9 protein-coding genes are annotated in these 19,554 nt (G+C 51.3%); 8 read left to right on the plus strand and 1 reads right to left on the minus strand.

What is annotated here, in order from left to right:
- Positions 1-7,323 (plus strand): Ig-like domain-containing protein (locus tag AK59_RS0107300; protein ID WP_029882405.1); only part of this gene is annotated, 7,323 nt, incomplete at its 5' end.
- 99 nt (positions 7,324-7,422) lie between these two features.
- Complete coding sequence (locus tag AK59_RS0107305; protein WP_023622340.1) at positions 7,423-8,364, plus strand: OmpA family protein; 942 nt, start codon at positions 7,423-7,425, stop codon at positions 8,362-8,364.
- Between the two features lie 109 nt (positions 8,365-8,473).
- Here the strand turns inward: AK59_RS0107305 and AK59_RS0107310 are convergent, their stop codons facing one another.
- Positions 8,474-9,169, minus strand: coding sequence for a helix-turn-helix transcriptional regulator (locus AK59_RS0107310; RefSeq protein WP_029882406.1), 696 nt, complete (start codon positions 9,167-9,169; stop codon positions 8,474-8,476).
- A gap of 364 nt (positions 9,170-9,533) precedes the next feature.
- Between AK59_RS0107310 and AK59_RS0107315 the strand changes: the two genes are divergently transcribed.
- The 6 genes from AK59_RS0107315 (at position 9,534) to acpS (ending at position 19,550) form a co-directional block, all read left to right on the plus strand.
- On the plus strand, positions 9,534-10,673 hold the full coding sequence (locus AK59_RS0107315; protein WP_013095696.1) for a polysaccharide export protein: 1,140 nt from the start codon (positions 9,534-9,536) through the stop codon (positions 10,671-10,673).
- Position 10,674: 1 nt separating this feature from the next.
- A complete protein-coding gene (locus tag AK59_RS0107320; protein WP_013095697.1) occupies positions 10,675-11,124 on the plus strand; it encodes an arsenate reductase/protein-tyrosine-phosphatase family protein in 450 nt (149 codons plus the stop codon).
- Positions 11,125-11,141: 17 nt separating this feature from the next.
- Complete coding sequence (locus AK59_RS0107325; RefSeq protein ID WP_029882407.1) at positions 11,142-13,289, plus strand: polysaccharide biosynthesis tyrosine autokinase; 2,148 nt, start codon at positions 11,142-11,144, stop codon at positions 13,287-13,289.
- 296 nt (positions 13,290-13,585) lie between these two features.
- Positions 13,586-17,458 carry a two-partner secretion domain-containing protein gene (locus tag AK59_RS0107330; RefSeq protein WP_156037793.1) on the plus strand — a complete coding sequence of 1,291 codons (3,873 nt, stop codon included), beginning with the start codon at positions 13,586-13,588 and terminating at the stop codon, positions 17,456-17,458.
- Positions 17,459-17,584: 126 nt separating this feature from the next.
- Complete coding sequence (locus tag AK59_RS0107335; RefSeq protein ID WP_258004137.1) at positions 17,585-19,165, plus strand: ShlB/FhaC/HecB family hemolysin secretion/activation protein; 1,581 nt, start codon at positions 17,585-17,587, stop codon at positions 19,163-19,165.
- A gap of 16 nt (positions 19,166-19,181) precedes the next feature.
- A complete protein-coding gene (gene acpS / locus AK59_RS0107340; RefSeq protein WP_014830751.1) occupies positions 19,182-19,550 on the plus strand; it encodes a holo-ACP synthase in 369 nt (122 codons plus the stop codon).
- The last annotated feature ends 4 nt before the right edge of the window (positions 19,551-19,554 follow it).

The following is a 19,554-nucleotide window of genomic DNA, read 5'->3' on the forward strand; positions in this document are numbered from 1 at the left end:
CGCCCCACCCCGGACCAGCCGCTGGCGAACGGCGCACACGACCTGACCACCACCGTCACCGATCCGTCGGGCAACACCGGGCCGGAAGGCTCGCACGTGGTCATCACCGTTGACGTGGTCCCGGGCAAGGTGGAAATCACCGCCGTGACCGACGACACCGGCAGCGTGACCGGCAGCCTGTCGCAGGGCGCGCTCACCGACGACACCCGTCCGCAAATCAGCGGCACGGCGAAGGCGGGCAGCACCGTGACCATCATGGACGGCAGCAACGTGCTGGGCACCACCACCGCGGGCGCGGACGGCACCTGGAGCTTCACGCCGAGCGTGGACCTGGGCCGCGGCGACCACACCTTCACCGCCACGGCGAAGGACCCGATGGGTAATGAGTCGAGCAGCAGCAGCTGGACCGTGACCATCGACACCGATGCACCGGTGAAACCGACCATCGACGCGGCGCTGGACGACGTGGGCAGCGTGCAGGGTAACCTGGCGAACGGCGGCACCACCGACGATCCGACCCCGACCCTGAGCGGTAAGGCGGAAGCGGGCAGCACCGTGAAGATCTACGATCAGAACGGCCTGCTGGGCGAAGTGACGGCGAAAGCCGACGGCACCTGGAGCTTCTCACCGGTGGCGAAACTGCCGGAAGGCGAGCACCGCTTCCACGTGACGGCCACCGACAAGGCGGGCAACACCAGTTCTGCGTCAGACGACTTTGTCCTGACTCTGGACTTCACCGCCCCGGATGCGAGCAAAGTGAGCATTACCGATGTGGTGGATGATTTTGGTTCCGTGACCGGATCGATTGCTTCGGGTGGTAAGACGGACGATAACACGCCGTTGATCAAGGGTACGGGCGCAGAGCCGGGCAACACCATCACCGTCTATAACGGTGACAAGGTGATCGGCACCGCGAAAGTACAGGCTGACGGCACCTGGGAACTTCAGGTTACGAAAGCCCTGCCTGACGGGACGTACAACCTGACGGTGAAAGAGACCGATAGCGTGGGTAACACCACGGCGGCATCACCGGAATACATTATTCAGATCGATGCTGGCGGTCAGCCGCTGCCACCGACCCTGAGCAGTGTGGAAGATGATGTTGCGCCGCATACCGGGCCATTACAAAAGGATGCGACAACCAACGACAACACCTTGTTGTTGACGGGTACGGCTGAAGCCGGTGTCACGGTTCGCATTTATGGCGGCCCGAACGGTACCACCCTGCTGGGTGAAACCAAGGCCGATGCCCAGGGCAAATGGAGCTTCAATACGCCGAAACTGGCGGACGGCGTTCATACGTTTGTCGCGGAAGCGATTAACGACATTGGTCAGGTAAGCCCGCAGACTGGCGGCTTCCCAATCACGGTCGATACCAGCGAGCCGGGTGAGGTCACTGGCTTTATCGTGAGCGATAACGAAGGTCCGAAGACCGGTACATTGTCCAATGGCGATACCACTGACGATGCGACACCGACGATCAGCGGTAAAGCAGAGCCAGGCAGCGTTGTTCACATCTATGTGAACGGCCAGGAAAACGGTACTGCGATTGCAGACGCGAACGGTAACTGGACTTACACCACCGGTTCTCTGGTGGATGGAGAATACACCTTCACCGCGCGTGCTGAAGATTCAGCAGGCAACCTGGGGGCTGAAAATGCCGGTGTCACCGTCACGCTTGATACCTCCAGCGTTCCGGTCACCATCGTCCGCGTAATGGATGATAAAGGCAGCGTCACGGGTGAACTGAAGGCGAACGACGTCACTGACGACGCGCGTCCGGAAATCATCGGTAAGGCGAAAGCAGGCAGCACTGTCACCATCATGGATGGCAACGTGGTGTTGGGCAGCGTCAAGGCCGATGCCAGTGGCAACTGGGTATTTACGCCTACCAGCGATCTGGGCGATGGTGTACACAACATTACGGCAATCGCGAAAGATCTGACGGGTAAAGAGGATACCTCCAGCACCTTCAGCTTCGAAATTGACAGTAAAGCACCGAACCGTCCGAGTATCGATTACGCGGAAGATCAGGTGGGAACGATCAAGGACGATCTGAACAGCAACGATGTCACTGACGATCCGCAGCCAATCCTGCACGGTACGGCTGAAGCGGGCAGCACCGTCAATATTTACACCGTTGACGGCACCCTGCTGGGTTCAGTCACCGCGAACAGCAACGGTGCATGGAACTTCAAACCGGGCAGCAAGTTACCGGAAGGCAAAAACACCTTCTACGTGACGGCTACGGATGAAGCCGGCAACGTCAGTGACAAGTCTGCGGACTTTATTCTGACTACCGACTACACCGCGCCGGATGCGAGCAAAGTGACCATTGATTCCGTAACGGATAACGTGGGTAACGTTCAGGGTATTGTTGCAGATGGCGGGGTACTGGATGACTCACGTCCGGTGATCCGCGGCTCTGGTGCTGAAGCGGGCAACGTCATTACCGTCTATACCACCGACAAAGACGGCAACACGAAAGTGTTGGGCACGACCAAAGTGGATCAGAATGGCAAATGGGAACTGACGCCATCTGAGTCTCTTTACGGTGATTCAATCAACAAACTGACCGTGACGGAAACCGATAGTGTTGGCAACGTGGCGAAACCGGCTGACAGCTATGACGTCATTATGTCTGACACCCCGAATGCGCCAGCGATTGTTAACGTCCTGGATGATACTGGCACAACCGTTATCAATCTGGCCGACAATGCGTTGACCAAAGATGACACGCCGACCCTGAAAGGGACTGCGGATGGTGTTGCAGGCGATACCATCACCATCTACAACGGTAGTCAGGTTGTGGGTAAAACAACGCTGAACAGCGATGGCACCTGGAGCTTTACGCCATCACCAGCGCTGGCTGATGGTAACTATATCTTTACGGTGACCAATACCAACAGCGCGGGTCAGGAGAGCGATCGTAGTGGTTCGTTCACCCTCACTATTGACTCAACAGCACCAAATCCGGTTTCCGGTTTACAGGTGGCTGACGATCAGGGGGCCTGGAAAGGTCAGTTAACCGACGGTATGACCACCGACGACAACAAACCGACCTTCACGGGTAAAGCAGAGCAGGGTAGCACGGTCACTATCTACGATAACGGCCAGGCGATTGGTTCAGTTGTTGTGACTAACACTGATGGTAGCTGGCAGTACACGCCAACCACGCCATTAGCAGATGGTGAACACCAGTTTGCGACCCAGGTAACGGATCCGGCGGGTAACGCGAGCGCGATCGTTGACGATATCACCGTTAACGTCTCCACGGGCGCAAGCTATCTGCAACTGCTGCAGGTGGTGGATGATGTCCAGGAAACGGGCGGCTCACGCGTGCTTCGCGAGGGTGAAGTCACCAACGACAGCCAGGTACAGCTGGTTGGTAAGGCGACGGCAGGCAGCACCATTATCATCACTGACGTCGGTGGCGTTCAGCTTGGCACGGTGAAAGCAGATGCCAACGGTGACTGGGAATTCACGCCGCTGAGCAGCCTGAGTGATGGCGCGCATACGCTGCGTATTACCGGGACCGATCCGTCAAATAACCCGCTCACCCCGATTGACTTCGATCTGGTGGTGGACACGGTTGCGCCTGTTGCGCCGGTTATCACAAACGTGCTGGATGATGTGAACCCTGTTCAAGGTTCCGTTGCTCACGGCAAGCCTACCAACGACACCACGCCGGAAATCACCGGTACGGCGGAGAAGGGAAGCACGGTCAATGTGTACCATCAGGTGGATGCGACCACGCGTATTCTGCTTGGTACCGCCGTTGCCGATAGCACGACGGGCCTGTGGACGCTGCAGATCACTGACGCGAACAAGCTGACTGAAGGCACCTGGAATCTGGTGGCAACCTCCACGGATGCGGCTGGCAACATCAGTACGCCGAGCAACACCTGGACGATTGTTGTCGATACCACCGTGTCTGACGCGGTTATCAATATCAGCTCTATTTCAGAAGACCGGGGGGCATCAGATACTGACTTCATCACCAGCGATAACACGCTGTTGATTAACGGTCAGCTGACGAAAGCCCTGCAGGCGGACGAATGGATTGAGATTAGCCTCGACAACGGTGCAACCTGGACGCGTGCCTCAACGGTGACCAGTACATCCTGGACTGTGGATATGCAGAACACGCCGCTGAATGATGGTGCTTACACCATTCAGGCTCGCGTGGTGGATAACGCCGGTAACGTTGGTAGCACTGATTCTCAGGCGCTGCAGGTGACAACAGGCGGCAGTGACATGAATGGTCTGTCTACGACCACCAAAGTCACCACCGATACCAGCCATGGCCTGACGACCGGTGATCACTTCAGCCATGCTGCGACAGCAACTAACAGCGACATGGTCACCCGTGACCGTACGGTGACCATCAGCGGTAACCTGAGCGCGGCGCTACAGGCGGGTGAGCATCTGCAGATCTCCCTGGATAACGGCAAAACCTGGCAAACGCTGGCACTCAACGGCCAGAGCTGGAGCTATGTACTGCCGGAAGCGACAGCAAGCACCACTCACAGCTTCAAGCTGCAGGTCATTGACGTTGCGGGCAACCCAGGTACGAACACGAAGTTTGCGGATAGCTACAACGTGGTTATCGATCTGGATTCTCCGAACGGTATTACCGGGGCGCCAGATGTGCCGCAGCACACCACCACAGGAGATTCGTTCACCTTCTCCAGTGGTCAATACGGTCGTGTTGAAGCGGGGGCGATTGTCTCGCTGGTGAGTGACGTCAACAACAACGGGACATATCAGGAAGGTCTGGATCAAGTCATTGGCTTCGTGAAGGCTAACGCTGACGGCTCCTGGAGTCTGAATACGTCACTGCCTTCTGGCGCACATAACCTGGCCTTTGTGGTCTGGGATGAAGCGGGTAACCGCTCAAGCATGAGCGCCAGCACCAGTACAGGTGTCACCGAAGGTGGCGGCAGTACGCTGATTGAACAAACCTGGGGGGGAACGACCGATGCGGATAGCCGCGGTCTGAACGCCGCTGCGGTGACCATCAGTCAGGACGGTTTGTGGTCATTCTTCCAGAGTGCTCGTGGCACTTCTGGTACATCGACCGCTAACGCCGGACGTGTCTATGACTCCGTCACGCGTGAAGACTACGATTCAACGTACCTTGCCCAGCCGTCAACCGACAACGGTGCGGGTTACAACGTAGATAGCACGTCATACAGCCGTTATGTTAACTCCGCAGCCTTTGCGGACATTAACCGCGATGGCTATGCCGACGTCATGTCTCAGATCAGTAGTTATAGCAACGCGGGTCGTACCGCCTACTGGCTGCAGAACGCGGACGGTAGTTACTCCGCGAAGGCGCTGGATCAGGGCACCCTGAACCACCTCGGCGGCGTGATTTCCTATGACCGTGAAGGTGATGGCTATCTGGACTTTGTGCTGGGTGACTCTGAAGCAGACTCCATTTCGTTCATCAAAAATACGCAGGGCACGCTGAGTTACGAGGACAACTCCGGCTTCTCTGACGGACATCCTGGCGGGGCATTGCCAACGTCGCTGAGTGTGCTGCACGAAGTCGGGGCTGTGGATATCGATAACAACGGTACCGTAGATATTACGGCACATATCGACTACAACGGCGCTGGCAACCTCGTCGGCAACAACTCCCGCGGTCTGGGTATCTTGTATAACCAGACTACCGGGACGTCGAACACCAACTTCGGTGAAGTTGGCTACTACGCGAACGTGTTCCGTGACGATGGCCATGAAGACTACGGTAACTTGTCTATCTCCATGACCTATGCGGATTACAACAACGATGGTTGGCTGGATCTGTTCCTGAGCCGTGGTTCGAAGGGGGGCAGTAACAGCGACGAGAGCCGTATCTATCTGAATGATGGTACCGGTAAGCTCAATGCAACGGACAGCCAGGCGCAGTGGTTTGGCGATAACGTTGATGGCGGCACGTCGCTGGCAGTGGACTGGAACCACGACGGTAAGATGGACATCATCGAAGTGCCACGCTCTGGCGTGACTGGCTCGCCGATGTTGTATACCAATACCGGTAGTAACAACTGGGGCGCCAATAAAGTCAGCCTGACAGGTAGCACGACGTTCAACAACATGACGGGTGCCGTCGCACTCGACTATGACTGGGACGGTTCGATGGACCTGGTGCTGTACCGCTCTGGCGCAGATGCTGATGTCGTGGCAAGAGACGACGCGGGACGCACGATGCTGGTGAAAAACACCAATATCGCGGCGGACGGCACGAGCCTGCAGATCCGTATTGTTGACGGCAACGGCATCAATACCTTCTACAGCAACACCGTGAAGTTATACAACTCAGCGGGCGAGCTTGTGGCAACCCAGTTGATTAACCCGCAGTCCTCTGGTTCCAGCAACAGTATGGGTCTGGTGAGCTTCTTCGGGCTGGATCCGAATGAAGTTTACTCCGTGCAGATGCTGCGCATTACCGATGGTAAAGCGGATCACGTTGGCGCAACGAGTAGCATTGGTGGTTACACAAACGGTACGGTAAATGAGAGCTGGGGGGGCCTGACAACAGGTAAAGCCCATGACTCTTACGTACTGACGGCGGAAAGCAGCAATGCGGCGAACAACACCTCCGGAAACAACGGGATCATCGGGACGGGCTATAACGACACCTTCTTCGGTTCTGCAGGCAACGACACCTACAACGGTGGCGGCGGCTGGAACCAGATTGTGAGCGGTAATCCTGTCTGGAGCGAAACTGCCGGTATGGACGTTGTTGACTATAGCCGTTCAACCACTGCGATCAACGCGAACCTGTGGACAGGCACTGCAACCGGTAACGGCACCGATAAGCTCCTCAACATCGAGGGTCTCGTAGGTTCCAGCCAGCAAGATACGTTTACGGATAACTCCGCGAATAACGTGTTTGAAGGACGTGGTGGCAATGATGCCTTCTACCTGGTCAACGGCGGTAACGATACGCTGATGTACAAGGTGTTGGCAGGTCTGAGCAACGACAGCACCGGTGGCAATGGTCATGACACGATCCACGGCTTTAAGGTGGGTAATCTGGTGAAAGACAGTGATGCAGATCTGCTCGATATGAGTGAACTGCTTGACTACAAAGGTTCTATCTCCTTCTTCGAAGACGAAGGAAAACTGGAGCTGGATTACTCCTCCCGCGGCGTACTTGACTACGTCAAGGTGGAAGTTGTGGGTAGTGATACCGTGATCAGTATCGACCGTGACGGTCAGGGCGGACAGCATGGATTTACGCAGGTTGTCACGCTGGCTGACGTGCAAACGGATTTGGTGACGCTGCTACAGAATAACCAAATCATGATGTAACCCAGTAAATACCCGCCATCTTCGGATGGCGGGCTTTCTGCACGCATCTACCAATCGTTGTTACACAGTCATTCACTGGGTTAATCGGGAATTTGATAAATGAAAGTAACCCTTAATAAGTTTAAAAAAATAAACCTGGCGTGTGCGATTACTGCCGCGCTCAGCGTATTGATATCCAGCACTGCATATTCGGCAGAACGAGTGAAGCACGTCATCGATATACCGGCAGACGTCAAAACCGCTTCAGGGAAGACGGCACCACAGCCCTATCGCCCGGTCGCGGATGTGACACCGGAACAGGCACAAATTGTGGTTTATTACCCTGAGGGGAGCGTACCCGCGACGATCTACGTCGACCGCGAGCTGCAGTCGGTACTGCTGCCGGGGCAATTTACCGTCCTGTGCGCCGCGCCAGGCGCGCATGCGGTGGAGTCCTGGTTCAACGATCACCCTGCTTATCAGGGGAAACAAAATCCTCTGCAACAGCTCAATGCCGAGAGTGCGCAAACCTATTTTATTCAGGTTAATCCAGGTACGTCAGGAAATACGGCGGCCCTGGAAGAGCGTTCCCGGGCTGAAGCCCTGTTGAGTAAGATGCATAAGCAGACCAAAATTATTAACCGTGCATCGCAGGTAAAAACCTGTGATTACGTTAATAACAGCGGTGTGGTGCTTATTCAGGAGCAAGTCCTGTTCCGCTTTGCGGCAAGTAATGCGGCAGGGATTTTTGCTGAATCCCGCAATAAGCTGGACGAGGTGGTGAAATTTACCAAAAAGGCGAATAACGTCAGTGAGATCCAGATTGTGGGTTATACCGACGCAATTGGTAGCCGTGAGGCTAACCAGCGCCTGTCTGAAGCACGTGCCGATACCGTTCGTTCATTGCTGATCGAGAAAGGGATTAAACCGGAGCTGATCAATAACACGACGGGCAAAGGAATAGCACAAAGCGCTGAAGGCTGCGGTACCTCTGCCAGCCAGCAAGCGGCAGGATGTAACGTCAATAGCCGTCGCGTAGAAATTTTAGTGAAAAGCCACTAAGTCAGCATCGATACAAAAATACGGATTGCGGAGACGCTTTCCGTATTTTTTTGTGAATAATTTGACGATGTTATGGAGACACGGGTGACGTGTTAGAGGCGGTGAGGGATTAAGCAGTTTGTGGTTCGTACATCTTAATGTGGGCAATGCTGTAGTACTTTTTCTTTTCTCTGATTATGTCATGGTCAATCGAGGATTTAATGATTTCGCCGCAGGAATAGATTTTCTTTAAAGAGTTAAACCCCAACTGTTTCATTATGCTGTTGCTGTAGGTATACGTGGTTTTTGGCTTGATGTTATATAAGGTACTGATGTCATCAATCGTGTAGCCTGAGATCATTAACTTCAGGACACAGAACTCCATATGCGTCAGTTCGATATGTTTTTTGACGATCCCGCTTTTGCTGGGGTGACGCTGGGTATGCATTTTCCTGACGATTTCATCGTTGGTCAGATTATTGATATTCACGAGACGATGTTTGTAATGCGAGCAGATGCAGGCGAAAAGCTCCGGAAAGATATCCGAGTGGTAAGCGATGATGATCTCTTCAATGGCGTGGAGGTTTGTTTTCTGTTTTAGTGAGATAAGCCACTGAAAGTAGATGATGTTGCTATAAATAGAGTCAGGAAGCACCAGGTACAAGGTAAAAAAACTATCTTTTTTCATACCTTTTACCCAGTCATGAAAATGGTGCTGATTATAAAAAGAGAGAATCTCTTCTTTTTTGAACGTATTGGAAAGTAAATGGCGCAATCCGATGTTGCTGAAATGACATCTTGATAATATGACCCGCGACGTATCCATTTTTATCCCTTTGGTTAATGTATTCTGCACGCCTCTTTTTGGTGTAAGATTTGCATGCTAACGATCTTATGATACGGTATGTATATATTTTCATTTTACACGATGTCTCAGGGTTAATATGTGAGAATAGTCTTCGCATAAATGGGAATTGTTTACGTGCCTGATGATTGGACCGCTTTCTATATTAATGATAAGAAAGAGATGTCAGGGGTTAGGATTACTCCACGTCTACAGGACATGCATACTTTTAAGGTTTATCATTTAATCAATTGTGGAATGCCACGCTTCATTCTCTCTGCACCACCATGGGTGATTGATTAATTATAAGGAAATGTCATTTCACCGAAATGGCATAAAGAAAAGTATGAGAAAATTGCCAGCTCTGTTTATTTTCACCACGCTATTTTTACTGGCAGGGTGTCAGATAACCCCCGGAAGCCATATTGATACCGACGGAAAAACGGTTGTCGAAACGCCCGACCCCGATAATATTAATGACGTAAAGGTGAATGTTTACCCCGTTACGCCGGCGCTGATTGAGAAATTACGTGAAAACGTCGTGGTCGCCCACGCCAATGCGGAGCTGAATAAACGACTCGAAGCGTATGAGTACCGTATTGGGGTTGGGGACATCATTATGGTCACGGTGTGGGAACATCCTGAGCTTACCACCCCGTCAGGCCAGTATCGTAGCGCCAGCGATACGGGAAACTGGGTCCATTCAGACGGCACTATTTTTTATCCGTACATCGGGAAAATCCATGTTAAGGATAAAACGGTCACTGAAGTCAGAGAGCTGATTACCGAACATCTGGCGAAATACATTGAGTCCCCACAGGTCGATGTGGGGATTGCCGCGTTTCGCTCTCAGAAAGTGTATGTCTCTGGTGAAGTTAATCAGTCCGGGCAGCAGCCTATCACTAACGTTCCATTGACCATCATTGATGCGGTTAATCTGGCGGGGGGGCTGACTGAAAACGCAGACTGGGGGAATGCTGTTTTAACCCAGGGCGGTAAAAAATCAATCATTTCGCTGCAAGCGCTTATGCAGTATGGCGACCTGCAGCAGAACAGGTTGCTCTATTCCGGCGATATTCTGTATATCCCGCGTAATGATGATCTAAAAGTTTTTGTCATGGGCGATGTGGTGAAACAAACCACCATGAAAATGGATCGCTCAGGCATGACGCTGACCGAAGCGTTGGGTAATGCGGAGGGCATGAATCAATTAACCAGTGATGCCAGCGGTATTTTTGTGATCCGTTCGGAAAACAAACCGGATGCGTCAAAGGGAAAACAGGCAAATATTTATCAGCTTGATGCCAGGGATGCGACGGCGCTGGTGCTTGGCACCGAATTCAGGCTCAAGCCGTACGATATTGTGTATGTGACGACCGCACCGATTGCGCGCTGGAACAGAGTCATTAATCAATTAATGCCAACCATTAGTGGTGTCTACAGCCTGACTGAAACGACGCGCTTCATCAGAAACTGGAGTAATTGATATGAATGGCAGGTATCAGTCCATTCTTGTCGTCTGCACAGGCAATATTTGTCGTTCCCCGGTGGGGGAACGTATTTTGCGTTCACGCTTGCCCAATATGATCGTAGATTCCGCCGGGATTGCTGCGTTAACGGGTGAAGCGGCAGATCCCGTAATGGTTAACACTGCACGTGAGAATGGCCTTTCGTTAGAGGGGCATTGTGCCAAACAACTTACACCGCTGATGTGTCGTGAATATGATTTGATTCTGGCCATGGAGCAAAACCATATTGAAGCCGTGACCCGCCTGGCAATGGAAGCCCGGGGAAAGACATTTTTATTCGGATATTGGCTCCAGCAAATGGAAATTCCTGATCCTTATCGTCGGGGTCGAGATATCTCAGGTGTTATTTTTCAACAACTTTTTTCCGCTGCCGAAGAATGGGTCAAGGTTTTCCAGCAGGTTAAATAATCAGGGCTGATTAGAGCATGTTTGACAAACAGATTAGCAATTCGCAAACCGATAATGTTCCGCGGCAGGAGGATATTGACATCGTTCAACTCCTCAAAGTCTTATATTACAGTAAGGTCTGGATAGCGGCGACGACATTACTGTTTATCGCTTTCGGTATCGTTATTGCTTACACCTTAGCGCCGGTCTATAAAAGTGATGCGTTAATTCAGGTTGAGAGAAATGCATCTACGGGGCTGTTGAATAAGCTCTCTACTATGCTGCCTGAAGGTTCCGGGGTCGCTTCAGAATCTGAAATTTCGTTAATTAAATCGCGGATGGTGATCGGTAAAACCGTGCGCGATCTGGGGCTGGATATCTCCGTGACTGAAAAACGCTATCCGTTTGCGAATGGCCTGCTCCTGCGCCTGCTTGGTAAACCCACGGGTAACATTGAGGTTTCAACCTTAACTGTCCCCGAGGAGTTCCTGAACGAAGCGTTGATCCTGACGATAACTGCTGCGGGTGAGTACACCCTGCAGGTCGGCGAGGCCGTTTTGCACGGTAAAGTGGGGGTTCCTCTTCACGCGCACGGCATTGATTTTATGATTGAACGTGCCGAACTGACCCAGGACACCGTGTTCATTTTACGTAAGCACAATGAATATTCGGTAATTGATGAGATCAAAAACAATATTGTCGTGGATGGAAAATCCGGTGGCAATGGGATGCTGCATCTGAGCATGACCGGTACCGATCCGGTCATGATCAGTAAAATCCTTGAAACCATCAGCCACAATTATCTTGCCCAGGACGTTGAGCGTAAGTCAGAAGAGGCCAGCAAGAGTCTGGCCTTTGTGAACGAACAATTACTGCAAATCAAAAACAATCTGGTGACGGCAGAAACGAAACTCAATGATTTCAGAAAGAATAATGAGTCGGTGGATTTATCCCTTGAAGCGAAATTCATTTTAGACAATGTAGTGTCCATTGATACCCAACTGAATGAATTAACCTTTAAAGAAGCTGAAATATCAAAGCTCTATAAACGTTCGCATCCGGCTTATAAAGCGCTGTCAGAAAAACGTGCGGTACTGCAGGAAGAGAAAGAGAAGCTCAATCAACGTATCAGCACGATGCCGCGGACTCAGCAAGAAATTTTGAGCATGACCCGTGATGTGCAGATGGGAAATGATATCTATATGGTGCTGTTGAATAAGCAGCATGAACTCAATATCAATAAGGCCAGCACGCTGGGCAATGTTCGCATTATTGACAATGCCGTCACGCAGCATAAGCCGATTAAACCGAAAAAAACGTTGATTGTCATCCTGTCGGCGCTGTTGGGCTTCCTGTTCGCCTCCGGTGTGATTCTGCTACGCAACATGTTAATTAAAGGGATCAAACAACCCGCGGAGCTGGAAAAACGGGGCATCCCTGTCCACGCCGTCGTACCGCTGGCACCTGAACTGACAAAGAGCAGACGCTGCCGGGCGATTACCACCTATCAGTCTGATGAGCTGTTAGTGAAATCGTCCCCAACCTCGCTGGCGGTCGAGGCGATAAGAGGGCTGCGGACCAGCCTTCATTTCGCCATGCTGAAGTCAGAAAATAAAATATTAATGATTTCAGGCACCTCTCCGGGGGTGGGTAAATCCTTCGTCAGTTCAAACCTTGCGGTGCTGATGGCGCAGGCCGGTTCACGGGTGCTGCTGATTGATTGCGATCTGAGAAGGGGATATTTGCACAGCATCTTCTCGCAGGCGGAAGGCCATGCCGGGCTTGCCGATTATCTCTCTGCGAATGCGGCGGTGTCCCAGGTGATAGAAGAGACAGAGTACCAGGGCGTCGATTTCATTGGCCGGGGAAGAATGGTCAATAACCCCGCCGAGCTGTTTATGACGGAGAAATTCCAGACACTCGTTGACGCCTGTTCAGCGCAATACGATGTCATTCTTCTCGATACGCCGCCAATTCTGAGCGTTACGGATGCCGCGATTATTGGCCGATTTGCCTCAACGTCTCTGATGGTCGTCAGATTCGAACAGAATTCGGTCCAGGAGGTGGAAGCAGGGCTGCGTCGATTCAATCAAAACGGGATTGCCATCCAGGGGGTCATATTCAACGGCGTTGAAAAACGCGCTTCGGCCACCTATAGCTATGGCGATTACTCATATCAGGAGTAATTCATCTCTCTTCTTATAAGGAATAAGTCTTGACAGGCCGGGAATGTGTAATATTCCTAATGCCTGTGGACTTGTTCCTGGTTAAAAGTTCCCTTTATGTTATGCAATCTGAATGCTAATTCCAGATAAAAATGCCAGAATTAATATCAAGGAATGCTCTTAAAATCTAAATTAATGAACCATCAGGGAACCACAAGGGGGGATAAACAGTAATCAACGGATGTGAAGTAGTTATTTAGAGTGGTGATGTTATATTTTGAAAAAATGTAATAATTCCGAAATAAAGAGTCGATTAAATGAATAGTAATAAAAATAAAGTCTTTCAACTCGAGTTGAAGTGGCATCCTGTTGCCGCTTCTGTGCTACTCGCTCTGCCATTTGTTGCGCACTCAGCAGAGATCAACATCAAGAACGGCGTGGTTTATACTGCCGGGAATGTGCCTGTCATTAACATTAATAAAGCCAACGATAAGGGGCTTTCTCATAATGTGTATGACAACTTAAACGTTGATAAGAATGGGCTTATCTTCAATAACAGCATGACTGAATCAAATACCGTTCTGGCGGGTAAGATTCAGGGGAACAGCAACCTGACGTCCGGGACGGCGAAAGTCATCCTGAACGAAGTCACGTCTAAAAATGCCTCTGCGATTAACGGCATGATGGAAGTGGCCGGCGATAAAGCCGATTTAATTATTGCTAACCCGAACGGTATTACCGTTAACGGTGGCGGCTCCATTAACACCAGTAAACTGACCCTGACAACCGGTACGCCGGATATTCAGAACGATCAGTTAGCCGGTTATTCTGTTAACGGTGGCACCATTACGCTGGGTAAACTGAATAACGCCAGCCCGACGGAAATTTTGTCTCGCAATGTTGTCGTGACCGATAAAGTCACAGCTAACGAGCTGAACGTTGTCGCCGGTAATAACTACGTTAACGCTGCAGGTCAGGTGACCGGTTCAGTAACCGCAGCCGGAACGCGTAATGCCAACAGCATTGACGTTGCTGCGCTGGGCGGTATGTATGCCAATAAGATTAACCTCGTCAGCACCGAAAGCGGGGTCGGCGTGCGTAACCAGGGCATTATTGCGGGTGGCATCAACGGTGTAAATATTGACGCTAACGGTCAGTTGCTGAACAACACTGCGCGCATTGAGTCCTCTGGTCAGATCAATATTAAAACCAACGGCGCACTGAGCAACGTCACCGGGGATATTACCTCTGTGGGTACCATCGCGCTGGACACCAATAAAAACAGCCTCAACAACAGCCGTTCAGGCAACATTTCGACAATGGGAGACCTCTATGTCAATAGCGGCGCCATTGATAACACCAACGGCAAAATGGCGGCGGCAGGCATGCTGGCTGCGGATACCAACGGCAACACCTTAACCAACTACGGTAAAGGAAATACTGTCGGTATTGAAGCCGGTATCGTGGCGTTAAAAACCGGTACCTTGAATAACAGCAACGGCCAGATCAAGGGCGGGTATGTGGGTCTTGAATCTGCTGCTGTGAACAACAACAGCGGTTTAGTCGACTCCCTGGGCGATGTGAACGTGGTGAGCGGCGGTAACGTCGATAACAACCGGGGCATGATCCGTTCTGCGGGTGGTTTCACCAAGATTGCCGCGAAAGGTACGATTAACAACGGCGCGACCAAAACCGCCGACACGGCCAGTAATGACTCGTTAGGCATTATCGCTGAGAAGGGCGTGCAGATTGCCGCGAACAGCATCAATAACAACGGTGGGCAGATGGCGTCAAATGGCGATATCTCCCTTGAAAGTGCCGGCGCGATTGATAACTACTCGGGCAAACTGAACTCAAACAGCAAGGTTATTGCCAAAGCGGCCTCTATGCGTAACGACAACGGCGGTGTTGCGGGTCGTACCGGTGTGAGTGCCGCAGTGGGTGGAAACATCACCAACTACATCGGCGTCTTCAGCTCTGAAGAAGGGGATGTTGCCCTGGCATCGAATGCCCTGAACAACCGCGGTGGCTTCATTATGGGACAAAACGTCACCATTAATGCCAACGCAGGGGTGAACAACAACACCGCGTTCATCGTTGCCAGTAAGGTATTGAGCGTCACTGCAGGCGATAACATCGAAAACCGTTACGGTATCGACTTCGGATCCGCATTTGGTACCTACTTCGGCATGCCGCAGCAGAACGGCGGGATGGTTGGTAAAGAAGGCGTCTCGCTGTCCGGGAACTATATCTATAACGGCGAAAGCCGCATCATTGCTGAAAATGGCCCGCTTACAATGCAGGCACGAGGCAGCATTGATAACGCGCGTTCGTTGCTGGTCAGCGGCGGGGATGCCTCCATCAAAGCGGGAAGCACCCTGACGAACAACTACGCAACCATCTACAGCATGGGCGACCTGCTGATTGATGCCAACAGCGTGAGCAACTACAGCAACGGTGCGCTGGAAGATAACAACGCCACTGGCGTTATCGCGGCAGATAAAAAAATGACCATGAATGTGAAGAACAGCTTCACCAACTATGGCTGGATCAGCAGCCTCGGTGATGCCATTCTCAATATTCTGAACGGTTCTTTAACTAACCGTAATACGCTCTCCGCTGAGAAGTCTCTGACCGTGTCTGCACAGACCGGGGTTGAAAACCTGAAAGATATCGCCGCGGGCGAGCATCTGGTGGTGAACAGCCAGCGTGGTGTGACCAACAACTCCAACAGCAATATGGTGGGTGATAAGGTCACGATCTCTGCGGTCTATGATATTAACAACCGTGGCAATATCGTGGCTGACAGCAGCCTGGCGATGAGCGCTAAAGGCAATATCTATAACGATCTGAATATGATCAGCTATGGTGACATTGCCTTAAGTGCCAATAACATTGATAACGCCTCGCGTAAAATCAAAGCGGTGGGTGATGTCACGCTGACAGCGGCCGGGAATGTGAGCAACAGCCGCGGCGAAATCAGCTCTGAGACTGGCGATATCACTATCAATGCGGGTGGCACCGTAGATAACTACTACGGCCAGCTCCTGTCCGGTAGCGATATTGCGCTGAAAGCGAACCGTCTGAACAACGACTACGGTCGGGTTGCCGCTTACGGCAATATCGATCTGGCGCTGACGGGGTATTTCGACAGCAACCGTGGTTCCGTCCTTTCTCAGACGGGTGATATCAAGCTGGCTGCCAATACCGTTGATAACAACAACGGTCTGATTGCCGGTAAGAATGTCACCGTCGAGTCCAAAGGCGCGGTTTACAACAACACTGCCATGATCGTGGCAGACAAAAAGCTCTCCGTGAACGCGGCAGGGAATGTTGAAAACCGTGACGGTAACAACTTCGTACGTAATCATGGCGAAACCTTCGGTGTGACGGGCGATGTGGGTGGCATGATTGGCCGTGAAGGTGTCGCGGTTTCCGGTCAAAACGTCTACAACAACAACAGTAGCATCATCGCTGATAACGGTGCGCTGAGCGTGCTGTCTAAAGGGACGCTGGACAACACCCGCGCTATGCTGGTGAGCGGCGCTGACGCCATCATCAAAGCGGCCGGTACGTTCTATAACAACTATGCCACCACCTACAGTGCAGGCAACCTGGATATCACTGCGGGTACGCTGAACAACTACAGCGATGGCAGCATGGAGAGCAACACGGCGACCGGCGTTATCGCGTCAGATAAGAATCTCAATCTGACGGTTGATAACAACGTCACCAACTACGGTTGGATCAGCGGTAAAGGCGATCTGAACTTCACTATCCTGAAAGGTGCACTGACTAACCGCAATGCAATCTCTTCAGGTAACGCTCTGGCGATTAATGCTCTGAACGGTGTTGAGAACTTTAAAGACATCGTGAGTGTGGCCAGCGCGAAAATTGATACTCAGCGTCATGTTACCAATAATGCCAACGGCAATATCCTTGCACAGAATATCGTGATTAATGCCGGTGCCGACATTAACAACCGCGGTAATATTGTGAGCGATTATACGCTGTCTGTGAAAACAGCAGGGAATATCTATAACTACCTCAATATGCTGACTTATGGCGTTGCGGGTGTCACTGCGAATAACGTGACAAACAGCGGTCAGGATGCAGTATTTGGTGGCTTATACGGTATGGAACTGATTACCAATAAAGTGACCAATACCGGCACGATTGTTGGTATGTAATCTAAAGGTGTAACAAAAGGCAGCAGCTATTGTCTGATAGCGCAAAGTCAGCACGAGACCCTGCTGCCTTTTTTTCTGAGAAAGTGAATGGAACTGCGATTTAAATTTTTACTGTCATTGCTGGTAATGTCGTCTCAAGCGTTTGCAGTTGACGATATTAATGCCCTGATTAAACAGCAGCAAAATGCAGATCTAAATACTTTCAAAGAACACAAGGTGTATCGGCAGGATGTTTTCTCCAGCACCGAACGTAAAGTATTTAGACTGGACAAATTACCTGAGGAGAAAAACTGTTTTACCCTTAAAGCACTTGTTCTTGATAATGATTTTTTGAAACGTAAAACCGAAAAGGCGATAAAAAAAGAGATCGTCGGACGCTGCGTGGGCAGCATCGGTGTGGTGAAAATCGCCGCCGCGTTACAGGATTTTTATATCGATGCCGGTTACATCACGACCCGCATTACGATCCCTTCGCAGAATATTTCGTCTGGCACGCTGAAGCTTGACGTCAATGCGGGGAAAATAGAAAAAATTATTGTCGAGCATAATGATATTAATCCATGGATGCTGCCGTTTGCGAAAGAAGACATCCTTAATATTCGCGATATCGAGCAGGGTCTGGAAAACCTGCAGCAAGAACCCGGCGTGGATGTGAAGATCAATATCGAGCCGGGTACGAAGCACGGGTATAGCACCATTCGCATCAGCACCAACCGGGAAAAACAGTGGAGCGTGCGGGCGAGCTATAACAACTGGGGCGATAAAGCGACAGGAGAACACCTGACCTCTGTGGTGGGCTATCTCTATAACATCGCCCGGTTTAGCGATCTGTTTTATCTCGCCGGAACGAAGAGCACAACGGGTCAGTATCAGAGTGTAAGTGGTTACTATGCCCTGCCGGTAGGCTACTGGAACTATTCGCTGTTTTATAGCAGCAGTAAGTCACGTCAGGCGATACCGCTCTATTACACCACGGTGGATTACGCCGGTAAGAGTGAGTACGGCAGCGTGAAGGCGACGCGCACGGTCTACCGGGATAAAAGCCGGAAGGTGACGGGGAATGCCGAGCTGATCCGTCGAAAAGCCAGCTATACCCTTAATGGCGAGGAACTTGTCTTACAGAAGCGTGACATGGATAACGTCAGGTTTGGCGTGAATTACACGCAGCAGCTGGCAAATGCACACTGGGATTCAACGGTATCCTGGCAGCGTTTTGTCACCTGGTTCGGCGCCGAAAAAACGCCGGATATGGTGTATGGCAATGTCAGTCCCGTCAGTCAGCTGGTGAATGTGGAAAGTCGCTATACCCGACAATTTTCTCAAAACGCCTATAGCGCTTTTTTTTTGGCGCAATACGCACCGCGTGAGCTGACGCTGCAGGATCAAATGACGATGGGCGATCGCTGGAGCGTGCGCGGGTTTGAAAACAGCGTTGGCCTGACCGGGAACAGCGGGTACTACCTGCAAAATACATTTTATCGCCCGGTGCGAGGAATGAACGCAAATTATTATGTTGGCGTAGATGCCGGTCATATAAGACGGGACAGTGTCTATGGCGAAGAGATTATCGTCGGCAGCACCCTGGGTATTCAGGGGAATGTGAAAAGCCTGGCGTACGATTCATCAGTCTCCATGCCGGTTAAATATCCTGGCAGCATGGACGTGAATAAATTTAATTTTAATCTGAATCTTTCTTATCAGCTTTGAAAGGGAAGCACAATAAATGCGTATCGGCACGGACATTGTGGAAGTTTCGCGCATACAGCGAGCGATAACAAACTGGCAAAGCGATTTTTTACAGCGCGTCTTTACCCCGCAAGAAAATATAAAAATTAACCGGGAAGATCCTAACTATGAGCGCGCATCAGGTTTCTGGGCCGCAAAAGAGGCGGTCGTTAAGGCGCTTGGCTGTGGATATCGCGACGGCATCACCTTTAAGGATATTGAAATAAACCATGACGAACTGGGTTGTCCCCATCTGATTTTCTCTGGGCGAGTCAAAGAGCTGCTTATTGAAAAGCAGATGGCGAATGCCTCGCTCAGTATTTCGCATTGTCAGCACTATGCGACAGCCGTTGTCATACTTTATTAACCTA

Origin of the sequence: Enterobacter sp. T1-1 (assembly GCF_000710795.1) — a bacterium.
GTDB classification, from domain to species: Bacteria; Pseudomonadota; Gammaproteobacteria; order Enterobacterales; family Enterobacteriaceae; genus Enterobacter; species Enterobacter cloacae.

Excerpts from the sequence above, each read along its gene's own strand:
- AK59_RS0107315 (WP_013095696.1), top strand. The coding sequence starts at position 9,534 with ATGAGAAAATTGCCAGCTCTGTTTATTTTCACCACGCTATTTTTACTG.
- AK59_RS0107330 (WP_156037793.1), top strand. The coding sequence starts at position 13,586 with ATGAATAGTAATAAAAATAAAGTCTTTCAACTCGAGTTGAAGTGGCAT.
- AK59_RS0107310 (WP_029882406.1), bottom strand. The coding sequence starts at position 9,169 with ATGGATACGTCGCGGGTCATATTATCAAGATGTCATTTCAGCAACATC.
- AK59_RS0107335 (WP_258004137.1), top strand. The coding sequence starts at position 17,585 with ATGTCGTCTCAAGCGTTTGCAGTTGACGATATTAATGCCCTGATTAAA.
- AK59_RS0107320 (WP_013095697.1), top strand. The coding sequence starts at position 10,675 with ATGAATGGCAGGTATCAGTCCATTCTTGTCGTCTGCACAGGCAATATT.
- AK59_RS0107325 (WP_029882407.1), top strand. The coding sequence starts at position 11,142 with ATGTTTGACAAACAGATTAGCAATTCGCAAACCGATAATGTTCCGCGG.
- AK59_RS0107305 (WP_023622340.1), top strand. The coding sequence starts at position 7,423 with ATGAAAGTAACCCTTAATAAGTTTAAAAAAATAAACCTGGCGTGTGCG.
- acpS (WP_014830751.1), top strand. The coding sequence starts at position 19,182 with ATGCGTATCGGCACGGACATTGTGGAAGTTTCGCGCATACAGCGAGCG.